Consider the following 13,053-nt stretch of genomic DNA (forward strand, 5'->3'; position numbering starts at 1 on the left):
TTTAAAAATTTGTATTAATTCCGCATGAAATTGTTCTGGCTTGCGGATAGTTAAAGCTTAATTCTCTAATTCCGTTCATTCCTGACGGACTCTTTTCTTTATACCAGTAAAAGACATTCGAAACATCGGCAAAAATGACTAAACGATTCAGGAAAGTATTTTTAATTGGGACATTATAACTCAAATTGATATTGCTAATTTTAAGATAGGTTGCATCATAAACATATTTACTTAAATTAGGTAAAAGCGTATTTCTGCTCGGAGCCGGCTGTGAAACAATATCGCCTTGATTTCTCCAATAATCATAAGCATTTACAGACATGTTTCTGTTTGAAAGATTACTGTATTTTGAAATAATCTCATCTGATATTAATTTATCACCGCCCAATTGAAAGGCGCCATTAACGGATAAAGTGATACTTTTATATGAAAAACTGTTGCTGAAACCTCCAAAAGCCTTAGGTTGTAAATCCCCGATAGGTTCCCAGTCCGTTTCATTAAATAGGCTTTTATAAGTAGGAGCGTCATAGATTTGCCCGTTTTTTCTAATTAAATCACGTCCCGTTGCAGGATCAACACCAGCCCATTGAACGCCCCAGATTGTGGTTGTACTGTAACCAACTTTTTGTGCAAGAGCAATATTAGCTATAGAATAATCACTTCCTAAACCTACTAAATCAGTTACCTTATTATCAACAGTTGAGATGTTGAAAGATGATGTCCATTTGAATTTTCCTTTCTGGAACCATTTAATTCTCGTAGTCAATTCAAAACCTTTGTTGTACATACTTGCTGCATTAAGCTGCATTGTTCCGTAACCCGTTTCTGTAGGGATTTCGCGGCTTGCGATCAAATCGTTTAAATCATCATAATAATATTCTAATGATAATTCGACAGCATTAAAAATATTAAAATCGATTCCGGCATTGAATTTTTTATTTTTCTCCCAGCTTAAATTTCCGTTAGGCGCAGCACTTGGCGTTGCATATGATCCGCCATTATAGCCGTTTTGAAGCACATTATATAATCCTTTTGAACGGTACGAACCAATTCTGGAATTTCCGGTTGAACCGTAACTTGCTTTTAGTTTCAGGAAATCAATCCACGACGAGTTATTCAGAAAACTTTCATTAGTGATAATCCATGCTAAACCTGCACCGCTGTTTATAGCCACGTTCGTATCATCTCCAAAAACCGAACTTTCGTCACGCCTTATATTTCCAAGGAAATAGTATCTTTTTTTATAATTATAATTAAGTTGTCCAAAGAAAGAAACACGTGAATTGTAATTAATATCACTCTTAAAAAGCTGCTTTGCATAAGTTTCATCAGCAGTTGTATTGACATTATCATCCTGAATGGCATCTTCAATATTATTGAGAATATTAGGGTTTGTAAATCCGGTTGCAGTGGCAGAATTAAAATTTGTCTTTTCTTCAGAAAGTTCAAATCCTAGAACACCGTCAATCGTATTATTTTTATTGATTTCCTTGTTGAATAACATTTGTCCCTGCCAGTTCCATTTAGTCGAATTTCGTTTATTGAATAATCTTCTTCCCCAGTTAGGATAATTAATGCCGTCTAACAGGAAAGTACCATTGACTTGCCCGCTTTCATTTTCACCGGAAAAATAGCGATCCTGTACTTTATCCAGATAATCCAAACCAAATAAAGTAGCCAACCTGATGTTTTTATTAAGATCATAACCAACATTCAAACTTCCTAAAATAGCTTTAGATTCGGTTTCATTTTTATTTTGTTCGATAGCCGCTAACGGATTTCCTCCCGTTGAACCCGTTAATCCTAATTTAGAATAAGTTCCGTCTGCGTTATAAGGTGAAATTGTTCGTAAATAAGCAAAATCATAGTAAATATTTGGTGCATCTTTTTTTACATAACTGGGATTAAAAGACAAGTTAATATCCCATTTTGATTGTTTGTACCCAATGTTTATTCCACCATTTAATTGTTTTGTAGTATTGCCCAATTGCGGTTCATCAATATTTAAATACGTGATATTAGTGCGATAGGTAATTTTTGAAGTTCCGCCAGAAACACTAAAATTATACTTATTATAAATCCCCGAATTATTTAAAAGATCAAACCAGTCAGTATCAACTCCGTTATAAGGAACTGGAACATAATTAGGTGTTTGACTGGCGTTAAAAGCATTATTTACATCATTATATTGCTTTCCGTTAAGGTATTTAATTTGATTTATTGCCGTTGAAACCCCAAGCTGGTTAGAGAATTGAAACTGTGCTTTTCCTTTTTTTCCTTTTTTGGTAGTAATCAAAATTACCCCGTTTGCACCGTCGGCTCCATAAATACCAACCGCCGCCGCATCTTTAAGAACCGTAAAAGTTTCAATATTGTCTGGCGAAATAAAAGCAAGAGGATTTGATAAATTTTCTCCAAGACCGCCGGCTGCGTCAAAAGAAGCACTATCAATCCCTTTTTGTTCGTTCATAATCACGCCATCAACTATAATTAATGGCTGAGTCGAAGTTCCAAGAAGACTTCCGGTTAGTGGTTTTAAACTTCCCTGACCACGAATATTGATTTTAACGGGAGTTCCAATTCCCGAAGTATTTTCGATTAAAACACCTGCAACTTGCCCTTCCAGCATTTTATCAATACTTTCGGAGGCTTGCTGAACAGGAATATCCTTAGCATTTATAGTTGAAATACTCCCAACAATTTCCTCTTTCAGTTTTTTAGTTCCGTAAGATGAGGTAATTACAACCTGATTCAGTTCATCTGTAAATTCTTCGAGATAAACCGAAAATTCTTTTTTATTATCTGTTTTTGTATTTTGAGAAATCATCCCTAAAAATCCAACTTCAAGCACTATATTATTGATATTATTTCCTTTTAACTGATACACAAATTTTCCGTTAAAATCAGTTATGGCGCCCATTCCGGTTCCTTTTATACGAATTGTTGCTCCGGCAAGCGGAAGTTTATCTTTAGCATTATAAACCGTTCCGCTAATGAATCTTTCTTTTTCATCAGAAGTTGAAGTAACTGTTGGAGCAGGAGCAGAGTTCGTTAATAAAACCTGCTTTTTTTGTATGTAAAACGAAATATTTTTCCCCGAAAATAATTGTGTTAAAGTAGTTTCTAAAGTCGCATTTTGAACATTTAAATCTGCCAGTTGACCGGCATCAATTTTTCGTGCATTATAAATGATCCTAAAATCAGTTTGTTCTTCAATTGATTTAATAATCAAACTAATAGGTTTGTTTTTTAGCTGTAATGTGATTAATTTATTTTGAGAAAAACCTTTAAAACAAGATATGAACAGGGCTAGGAAAAACAGTATTTTCCTTAAATTGGGTATCGTAAAAGTCATGTTTGTTTAGTTATGGAAGATTGGTAATGGTTATGGTATTTTCTTTAATCGAATAATTAAACGGCGTATCACGTTTTAGAAGTTCTAAAATGTTTTCGACACTTGATTCGCTAATTTTAATAGTACCGGTGAAATTCTGTCTGGCCAAAACAGCATTTTCATTGATAATTTCAACATCATAAGTACGCTGGATAATTTTAGCGATAGTAGAAAATGGGGTATCTTTAAAAGCAAGTTCGCCTTTTGTCCATGCCGAAAAGAAAGCAGGATCAACTTCTTTTGTTGTAATTTTTTTAGAATTATTTTGCCAGGTTGCCATTTGGTTTGGTTTCAGCAAAACGGCATTTAATTTGTTTTCAACTTCATACATTTCAATGCTTCCTTCGACTAAAGTACCGTTAACAGTTGGGTTTTCAGGATAAGCACTTACGTTGAATTTGGTTCCAAGAACTTCAATATCAACCTGATTGGCGTTTACAATAAATGGATGTTCTTTGTCTTTTGTTACTTCAAAAAAAGCTTCACCGGTCAAATAGACATTTCTTTTTGAGTTGATGCCAAATTGTTCCGGATATTTTAAAGTGGTTCCTGAATTTAAACTCACAACCGTTCCGTCTGAAAGCGTAAGTTTAAATTTTTTGCCGTAAGGAACTTTAAGTGTATTGTAAACCACTTCCTGATCCTGAACTTTTCCGAAATAAATAATTTGGTTTGGAAATTTCTTTGCGATCAAATCACCGTTGCTATTTTTTATCTGAGTATGATTGTTCTTTGTAATAAATTCTGAACGTCCATTTGCCAATTCCAGAACAATTTCTTTTGATGATTTTGCTTTCTGACTAAAATCAAAAGCCAATTTTCCTAATCCAAATACAACCAAAATTACAGCAGCATATTTCAAATAATGAAATACTTTATTTTTTGGCTGAATAGAAATTACAGGAACAGAATTGTTTGAAAGATCTTCAGAAAGACCGGAAATTGCCCAGGTTTTCTTTAAAGATATAAAGTGCTTTTTATTTTCTTCTGATGCATCAATCCATTCAAAAAGAGTTTGAACTTCTTGTTCTGAAGCTTCATTAGAAAAGTATTTATAGATAATTTCGGTAATCATATTTTGGTTTTTAAACTTCCGGTTATAGTAAGTACACTTCAGAAATAAAATACCCTACCTTTTATTTTTAATTATTACAAATAAGAATAAAAATCAAGAACATATAATCGGATAATTTGGTTTTTAAAATCTTCAAAGCCTTTGTCATGTGGGCTTCGACAGCTTTTAAGGAAACTTGCATTTCTTCGGCGATTTCTGCGTTTTTTTTATCCTCGAAGCGTTTTTTGATAAAAACTTCTCTGGTTTTGGGAGGTAATTCGCTAATGGACTCCTTGATTAAACGCTCTAATTCGGTTAATTCTAAAGTGTCAAATTGCACCGAGTTCAGGATTTCGATATCCAGTTCTCTTTCTTTTTTGTTTAAAATGTCGCTTTTAAATTTATCCTTAACCTTATTGTGTCGGATCATATTCAGGCATTTTGATTTGGCATAAGTATACAAAAAAGATTGAATTCCGTTTATTGATTCAATATTTTTCCGGTTTTGCCACAGATGTAGAAAAGCTTCCTGAGCAAGATTTTCGGCTTCATCCTTATCATAAATAAACTGAATGCTGAAAGAAGTAATTCTGCGAAAGTATTTGTCGTAAAAATAAGTGAAAGCAGTTTCGTCTCCTTCTTTGAAAGATTCAAAAAGATTTGATTCGAAACTGGTATTGTTATTCATTAAACGAAATTTACTTAGAAAGTGGCAATCGGGTAAATGTATAAAACTACCGGAATTTGCCATGAAAGCGGCAAATATAAAAGTTTATTTATATTAATTCTAAATAAAATAAAATTATTCAATGTTTGAAAAAATATTAGTCAGAATAAGAAGAATTTTTACCGCAAAGTCCACAAAGATTTTAATATTAAAGATTTTATAAAAACACAAAGTTCACAAAGCTTTGTCTAAAAACTTTGCGAACTCTTTGCGCTTAATAATGTATTACTTATTTAACCGCAGAGTTCCCAAAGATTTTAATATTAAGGATTTTATAAAAACACAAAGTTCACAAAGCTTTGTGTAAAGCTTGTGAATATTGCGTCAACCTTTGTGAACTCTGTGGTAAAAAATTACCGCAAAGCTTTGACTAAAAACTTTGTGAACTCTGCGTAAACCTTTGTGAACTCTTCGGTAAAAATTTTTCGGTTAAGAAAAAACTTTACGCTTAAAATTTCTCCATCCAAAACAAATCAAAACTAAATTGAAAAGTAATAATGGTAAAAATGCTTTCAGTAAACTAATTTCTGAAGAATCACTAAAAGTTTCCACTTTAAATTTCGACCAGTTTTCTTTACTAACTTCTGCATTATCGAATATTTTCGGATAGAAATACAAACGCATTTTTTCGTGGAAAAGCTTGGTTTCTTTCAAAAATAAAAGCTGGTTTCCTAAGTCTGATTTGGCGATTTCATTCAGTTGAATCTGCGTGTGCAAAGTCGGAATAAATTGCGCGATTAATTGACTTGCATTATTACGCTGTTGCAATTTATTTTCTAATTCCTGAGATTGTTTCGATGAATCATCATCTCCTGCTTGTTGCATGGCGTAATACCAAAGCCAGTTGAACTCGCCTTCAGGCAAAGGATATTTCTTAAACTGCGGATAATGATTGTAGAATTTATCCATCGTGATTTTTTTATCCATATCCCATTTTTCATGATAGGCATTTCGTTGTTTTACGGTTAATTCCAAAGCTTCAGGAATTGGATATTTATTGACTACATACGTATTGATTATCGCTGGCAAAATAATAATCAGAAACAACCAGATTGTCAATAAAATAACGGCGTTGAAGTTTGAATTTTTTTGTAATGAAACAATAAAAAAGCTTATTGAAAACCAAAATAAAATATACAAAACACTTAATCCGTAAAATGTTAAAAGTGAAGTATCAAATGGAATATTCAAAAACAAAACTGCCACAAAAAGTACAATTGTAAGCAAGAGAATTAGGCTTAGAATCCTGATATAAAACAATTTCAGAATGTATAAGAACGTATTTTCGGTTTGAGTGGCAACAATTTTCCAGGTGCCGCTTTCTTTTTCTTCCGAAACCAAATTATACGAAAAAGCGATAATTAAAAGCGGAAAAAGATAAATGAGCACAAAACTAAAGTCAATATTTCCGGATAAAAGATTATTAGGGTTATTGAGTTCGGCATCGTATTTCTGAGCTTCTAAACCTCGAATCGTAACACTTTGTATCGACGGATTTACATCGCGCTGACCAATTGCCAAACTGTTTATTGGCAACGTTTTATTCACTAATGAAAACTTAATGTAGTAGAGGAGAAGCCCAATTTCGTCTTTATGGAAAGCGGCATTTCTTGCAATATGTTCTTTTTGATATACAGCGGCTTCGGTAATAGTATTGTGTTGTTTCTGTTGGAATTGCTGACCAATCAAAAGACTTATGAATCCGATAATCAACAGAAATATCAATCCAATTTTTGTGCCTTTTGATCGTATGAAATTTTTAAAAAGTAATGCTAACATATTAAATGGCTTTAAGGTTTTTAGCTGCAATTCGAATCAAAACGGGCAGCAGGATAATCCAGAGAATAATAGAAATAACCGAAACAATTTCAGACTTTAAAACGTCTGAAACTCCTTTTGTTTCGTAGTGAAATTCGGCAATATCAGCCCAATGTTCTTTGTTAATGGTCAAAGGTTTTTCGTTTGGTCCCGGTTTTTTATTACTGATGTATTTTACCTGTAAAGCGTTCATTTTCTGCGCCATATTATAACGGTATTCTTCGGCTTGTTTCTGGAAATCGATATACGAATCATAATCGGTATTAGACAATCCCATCGATAAATTTTTCATCGCGATGTAGGGATTAAAAAACGAAATTGTTTTAGAAAAACTGTTTTGCTTTTCATAAACCTGAAGTAATTTTTCCAGATGTTTGTTGTAAATACGAGAACTTATTTTCTCGCCTTCGGTCATGATAAATCCTGAATAATTAAAAGGAAGTTTTTGTACCGAATCGACTTTGTAAACGCTCAAAAGTGAATCTTTAATGGCTTTATAATGCAAATCATTCGGGTTGTGGCTGTCTCCTTGTTTCAGAATGTCTTTTTCGATATCACTGTTAAATTGAATTTTCGACGGCGCCTGATAGATATAAGCCCCAATTGCCTGAGTAGTTCTTGGCAGAATAATCGTGAAAACGAGCCAAATTCCAATTAATGAAATCAACGCTTTTTTTGATGTTTTGCTTGAAGCAGAAATTAAAACGGCAATCACACAAAAGAAGATTAAATAGATAAAATGAAACCCAATAAACAATACCATTTTGATCGTTTCATCAACCGAAATTGTAAAGTTTTGAAGCAACAACCAAATAAAAACAAGTACAATAATCGTGGGAATAAAAAGCATCATGATAACGCTTGCGATTCCTAATACTTTGCCTAATAAAAGCTGTTTCCAACTAATTCCCTGACTTAAAAGGAGTTTTAAAGTGCCGTTTTCCCTTTCGGCAGCGACCGCATTAAATCCTAAGAAAAAGATAAGTAATGGCAGTAAAATTTGCAAAACCATTGCAATACTGATTTCTCCAAAACGCAGCATACTGTTTGAAAATCCTGCTTCAGAGAAATTTGCCGTGTTTTGTTTGTGTGCTTCCAGAAAAATAGCATTCCCGAAAAACGGTTCCATTCCAAATTCAAAAACACTTAGCGGTGTACTTTTTCTAAAGGCAAAATTTCCGTAATGCGCCATTCGGTGCGGGTTTTTGTCCGGATTTTTCAACCAGTCTTCGCGGGATTCATGTTGGTATTTTTCGCTGGTTTCATTTTGATTGGTATAATTCTCCCAACCTGAAAATGCGGCGTAAAGTAAAATAAGCCCAATAAAAAGGGTGATGATAAATACCGCACTATTTTTAAATACCGAGTTCTTTAAATGTTTGGCGATTAAAATTTCTGTTTGTAATAATTTCATATAAATTAAAATTTATAAGTTACGTTTAGGCTGAAGTTTCTGGGTGCTCCGGGAAATAATCTCAAATAATTCTGAGCGCCTAACCAATAGGTTTTGTTGAATAAATTACCCGCATTAAGGGCAATTTGCATATTGCTTTTGTTGGGTTTGTAATACACTGCGGCATCAAAAACTGTAAAGTCAGGAAGTGTAAACGCTCTTGTAAACCATGGCACTTTGCTGCTTTGATATTGCATCCCAAAACCAACACCAAGATCTTTTAAACCTGAATCTGAGTTAAAGTTGTAACGTGTCCATAAATTGGCGCTGTTTTTTGGTGTATTTTGCTTTCTGGCACCAATTAACGAGACATCACGATCATTTGTAATTTTGGCATCGATATAACTGTAGGATGCATTTATTTGCCAATCGACGGTGATATAACCCGCTAAATCACACTCAAAACCACGGCTTCTTTCAGCGCCTCTTGTCACCAATAAATCGGGATTTGCGGGATCATTGGCATTCATTAAAATATTGCGCTGATTGATTTCGTAAATCGCAGCATTAAAGCTCATTGAATTATTAAAAAATGTACTTTTTATTCCTATTTCTTTCAAATTACTTTTAAGCGGATCAAACAAACTTCCGGCGGGTAAAGATCCCGTTTGTGGCATTAAAGTAACCGTATTCGATTGAGGCTGATAACCTTCAAGATAAGTCGTGTAAACGTTAATCTCATTATTTACGGCGTAAGTAATACCAACTCGTGGCAATAAAGCTGTTTTTTTAACCGTTAGTTCATTGTTTGATTTATAATTGGTTATGTCTTCAAACCATTCGTTTCGCAATCCAAGCAAAACCGTAAATTTCTCCCACTGAATCTGATCCTGAATATAAATTGCATCTGTTGTGGTTAATGCTGATGGCAGCGCAGTTCTCACATTCAGTGTATAATCATCTGGACTTGTAATCGTGTAAGTGGGGTTATTTAAGTTGAAGTAATTGACATTTGGTTTTGGTAAAACAACGCCGTCAATTGTTGTAGTTTGGTAATTGGCGGAGTTTGCAGGAACAAAGGAACTTGCCACAGTTCCGTCTTTTAATAAATAACCTCTCGCTGCATTTTGTCCGCCGCCTTTGGTTTTGTTCCAACTGCTTAAATCGTAGCCCACTAATACCTTATGTTTAATTTTTGCGGTTTTTAAATCGAAATTAAAATAGGTACTTAAATTATCAACGTCCCAATATTGCTGACGCTGAACAAATTGCATCATCGCTAAATTTGTAACGGGCTGATTGTTCATATCAACTGCAAAACCATTTGTAGTTCTGTGTTCCTGAAGATTTTCGGTCCAGGATTGTTTCATGTATTGGGCGTTGAAACCAATTTTAGAACTGAATTTATGTGCTAAACTGGTCGTAAAAACCATTTCTTTGGATTTAAAAAAATCACTTGGAGCACCCAGATTCAAACTAATTGGTGTTTTATTTAAACTGGTAACTCCGGAAACTGCGCCAAAAATAGGCTGACCACGATCCAGAATTCCGGTCATATCGCTTAAAATTAATTCGGTATTAATTGCGGTTTTTTCATTTGGGATATAACTGAAAGACGGTGAAATCAAAAACGATTTGTTGCTCACTAAATCACGAAACGATTTAGCTTCCTGATAAGCGCCGTTTACGCGGTATAAAAGGGTTTTAGATTCGTTTAAAGGTCCTGTAAAATCGAGGCTTCCTCGGAAAGTACTGAAACTTCCCACACTTAAACTGACTTCTTTTCTATCAATTGCCAAAGGTTTTTTGGTGACTAAATTGATACTTCCGCCCGGATCTACAGAAGAAAATGTGGCGCTCGACGGACCTTTTATGACTTCAACACGCTCGATATTAGTGGTCAAAGGCTGTAAAAAGTAATATTGGCGTGTTCGCATTCCGTTTATAATCTGCCCCTCTTCATTTTGACTGATTCCGCGAATCGTGTATTGATTGTAATAACTCGCCGGAATCACGCCACTTGCCATTTTTACGGCATCGGCAAGATAAAAAGCGCCTTTGTCTGCAATTAATTCTTTGGTAATCGTTGAAATAGATTGCGGAATATCCTTGTTTAAAGCGGCTGTTTTTGTCGCCGCAAACGAGTAATCGCTGTTGTATTTTTTTGTTGAACGACCAATGATTTCAACGGTTTGCAATTCGTTGCGTTTGGAAACCATTTCGATAGAATCTTTCGCAATACTATCTTTTACTTTTTTGTTAATGACTTGGGATTGTACAAATTGCGTACTCACGAACAGCAATATAAAGAAAATTAAATGTTTCATTTTTTTGGTTGGATTGGAAAAATTTTCCTTTTATACAGTTTGTAAATACAAATCTTCAAGTTCGTTTTCCGAGATTTTATCCGCTTCAATAATGGTGACTAAGTTTCCTTGTTTCATAATCCCAATATGTGACGCAACTTCTCTGGCTCTGAAAATATCGTGCGTCGCCATTAAAATCGCGGTTCCATCTGCAGAAAGCTCTTTCAGGATTTGCGAAAATTCATTTGATGCTTTGGGATCTAATCCGCTTGTAGGTTCGTCTAACAATAGTACTTTGGCTTTTTTGGCAATGGCAATTGCGATTCCTACTTTTTGGCGCATTCCTTTTGAATATCCTCCCAAATTTTGCTCGTGCGCGGTAATTTGTAAACCTGCTTTTGTCAGGAAATAGGTCAATTCGCCCGTTGAATATTTAAATCCGGCAAGCGATGAAAAGAATTTTAAGTTTTCTATTCCGGTAAGATTAGGATATAACATTACGGTTTCAGGGATGTATGCGACGTATTTTTTAGTTTCCTGAGCGTTTTCGATTACCGAAATTCCATTGATTCTCAATTCACCTTCGGTTGGTGTTATAAAACCTAAAAAAAGATTGATTGTGGTTGTTTTTCCAGCACCATTCTGACCTAAAAGCGCAAAGATTTCACCTTCTTTAATGGTTAAATTCAGTTTGTTTAATGCGATTTGGTCGCCGTATTTTTTCGTCAGATTTTCAGCTATAAGCATGTTTTTATGTATTTAGTTTTTAGTATTGGTTTTCAGTTTTCAGTCTCGGTCTCAGTTTTCAGTCTCAGTTTTCAGTCTCGGTTTTCAGTCTCAGTCTCAGTCTCAGTCTCAGTTTTCAGTCTCAGTCTCAGTTTTCAGTGTCAGTCTCGGTCTCAGTCTCAGTTTTTAGTTCCGGTTTCGTTATGAGACTGAAAACTGAGACTGCGACTAAAAAAACTGAATACAAAACGAGTTTTCCTTTTACCAATTAAATAACGGGTAAGAGGTTTTTTTACTTTCGAAAAATAAAATGTAGTAAACTAGACTGTGATAGGAGGCGCTCTGAGTGCGAAAAGGCTGCCTTTGAAAAAAGTTGAAGCTCCTTTTGTATAGAAGAATACATAAGAGGTTTCAACGCTTGCTTTATGAAAAGATAAAGCTTGGAAATTATTAGGGATAAATGTACTAAATGCAAAGTGGCAAACGTGACAATTGTTGTCGACAGTGTGGCTGTGTGTGATTTGTTTTTGTCCATCAACGTATTGATGATCACAACGTTGTTCTGTTAACTGCTTGTAAATATGCTCGTAAGAATGTATGGTCTGAAACAGCATTGCGAACAATACGGTTAAAGACATAAAAAAATTAATTAAGACAATTTTCTTTTTCATTCTTGTTTTGAAATCCTTACAGATAGCGGAGTTTCTGAGTTTTTAACTAACGCAACTTGGTTGCAAATATAACTTTAATTATAAATTATTGGTTATAAATTATTAATTTTTCTTCAGGCAATGAGATTTTATTTGAAGCGGAATATCTTTAAAGATATGCTTATTAATCTATTTTTCAGTGTGATAAAAATAAAATTTCTTGATTTTTAGAAGTTACTATATAACAATTGCAGCGTATGAAAATCTGAAGATCCGTCAAAATATTTGTCTAATACATCATTAAACAAAGGTTCCGTATTTTGAATGCTGGCAAACAAGGTCATGCAGGATTGCAATTTTTCGTTATCAGGGTTTCCAAAGATATCTTCGGCAGTTTTTTCATCTGTTTTGATTAATTCGGCTGTGATTTCTATAAGATGTTTTCCCAGAATTGGATGTTCCAGAAACGCAATTGCTTCATCGACATTTTTAATTTCGTAAAATTTTGATGTATCACAAGATGCAAGTCCTTTTATTTGCGGAAAAATAAACCACATCCACGGTGATTCTTTTTTGCCTTTCTTAATTTCTGAAAGTGCAGCTAAATATAATTTGTTTTGCGCGTCTAAAAAGCGAACTAAATCTTTGTTGTTGTAAGCCATTATTTACTGATTTTATTTGGAGCAATCAGGTCGTAAATCTACTGAAAATATATGTAGTTGTATATTTCTAAAGCTTTTTTTACATCTATTTTTTGTGATTTTATTAAGAAAAAAATCGCTGTAGTATTTATCTGATTTTTTTTAAGTGTTTGAAAATTTGATCTAGCAAAGGCGAAGAGGCGTAAAGTTTTTCGTGTAAGTTTTTGATAATTTAAACTTTGCGTCTTTGCGAGAAATTATTTTTGCTTGGATTATAAGTTTTTTGCATCATTCAAACCTATTGCGACTTATTTTTCAAAAATTATTTGATATATCAATTATTT

General features: G+C 34.0%; 9 protein-coding genes. All 9 read right to left on the reverse strand.

All coding sequences use genetic code 11. The features are described from left to right. Window position 1 precedes the first annotated feature (1 nt). Complete coding sequence (locus tag KHA90_RS13955; RefSeq protein WP_244860345.1) at window positions 2-3,232, reverse strand: SusC/RagA family TonB-linked outer membrane protein; 3,231 nt, start codon at window positions 3,230-3,232, stop codon at window positions 2-4. A 133-nt stretch (window positions 3,233-3,365) separates the two neighbouring features. Further along, on the reverse strand, window positions 3,366-4,469 hold the full coding sequence (locus KHA90_RS13960; RefSeq protein ID WP_213301276.1) for a FecR family protein: 1,104 nt from the start codon (window positions 4,467-4,469) through the stop codon (window positions 3,366-3,368). 67 nt (window positions 4,470-4,536) lie between these two features. Beyond that, window positions 4,537-5,136 (reverse strand): RNA polymerase sigma-70 factor, encoded by a 600-nt coding sequence (locus KHA90_RS13965; RefSeq protein WP_213301278.1) that lies wholly within the window; start codon window positions 5,134-5,136, stop codon window positions 4,537-4,539. Window positions 5,137-5,604: 468 nt separating this feature from the next. Continuing rightward, window positions 5,605-6,954, reverse strand: a complete 1,350-nt coding sequence (locus tag KHA90_RS13970; RefSeq protein ID WP_213301280.1) for a DUF3526 domain-containing protein — start codon at window positions 6,952-6,954, stop codon at window positions 5,605-5,607. Window position 6,955: 1 nt separating this feature from the next. Further along, window positions 6,956-8,407 carry an ABC transporter permease gene (locus KHA90_RS13975; RefSeq protein ID WP_213301282.1) on the reverse strand — a complete coding sequence of 484 codons (1,452 nt, stop codon included), beginning with the start codon at window positions 8,405-8,407 and terminating at the stop codon, window positions 6,956-6,958. A gap of 5 nt (window positions 8,408-8,412) precedes the next feature. Further along, window positions 8,413-10,713, reverse strand: coding sequence for a TonB-dependent siderophore receptor (locus KHA90_RS13980; protein ID WP_213301284.1), 2,301 nt, complete (start codon window positions 10,711-10,713; stop codon window positions 8,413-8,415). 30 nt (window positions 10,714-10,743) lie between these two features. Continuing rightward, complete coding sequence (locus tag KHA90_RS13985) at window positions 10,744-11,439, reverse strand: ABC transporter ATP-binding protein (protein ID WP_213301287.1); 696 nt, start codon at window positions 11,437-11,439, stop codon at window positions 10,744-10,746. A 299-nt stretch (window positions 11,440-11,738) separates the two neighbouring features. Next, on the reverse strand, window positions 11,739-12,089 hold the full coding sequence (locus KHA90_RS13990) for a hypothetical protein (protein ID WP_213301290.1): 351 nt from the start codon (window positions 12,087-12,089) through the stop codon (window positions 11,739-11,741). A 206-nt stretch (window positions 12,090-12,295) separates the two neighbouring features. Beyond that, window positions 12,296-12,730, reverse strand: a complete 435-nt coding sequence (locus KHA90_RS13995; protein WP_213301293.1) for a DUF1810 domain-containing protein — start codon at window positions 12,728-12,730, stop codon at window positions 12,296-12,298. Between the last annotated feature and the right edge of the window lie 323 nt (window positions 12,731-13,053).

Origin of the sequence: Flavobacterium psychroterrae (assembly GCF_018380615.1) — a bacterium.
In the GTDB taxonomy this organism is placed as follows: domain Bacteria; phylum Bacteroidota; class Bacteroidia; order Flavobacteriales; family Flavobacteriaceae; genus Flavobacterium; species Flavobacterium psychroterrae.

What these genes read in the sequence shown, in the direction of transcription:
- KHA90_RS13960 (WP_213301276.1), bottom strand. Translation starts at nt 4,469, where the DNA reads ATGATTACCGAAATTATCTATAAATACTTTTCTAATGAAGCTTCAGAA.
- KHA90_RS13965 (WP_213301278.1), bottom strand. Translation starts at nt 5,136, where the DNA reads ATGAATAACAATACCAGTTTCGAATCAAATCTTTTTGAATCTTTCAAA.
- KHA90_RS13970 (WP_213301280.1), bottom strand. Translation starts at nt 6,954, where the DNA reads ATGTTAGCATTACTTTTTAAAAATTTCATACGATCAAAAGGCACAAAA.
- KHA90_RS13975 (WP_213301282.1), bottom strand. Translation starts at nt 8,407, where the DNA reads ATGAAATTATTACAAACAGAAATTTTAATCGCCAAACATTTAAAGAAC.
- KHA90_RS13980 (WP_213301284.1), bottom strand. Translation starts at nt 10,713, where the DNA reads ATGAAACATTTAATTTTCTTTATATTGCTGTTCGTGAGTACGCAATTT.
- KHA90_RS13985 (WP_213301287.1), bottom strand. Translation starts at nt 11,439, where the DNA reads ATGCTTATAGCTGAAAATCTGACGAAAAAATACGGCGACCAAATCGCA.
- KHA90_RS13990 (WP_213301290.1), bottom strand. Translation starts at nt 12,089, where the DNA reads ATGAAAAAGAAAATTGTCTTAATTAATTTTTTTATGTCTTTAACCGTA.
- KHA90_RS13995 (WP_213301293.1), bottom strand. Translation starts at nt 12,730, where the DNA reads ATGGCTTACAACAACAAAGATTTAGTTCGCTTTTTAGACGCGCAAAAC.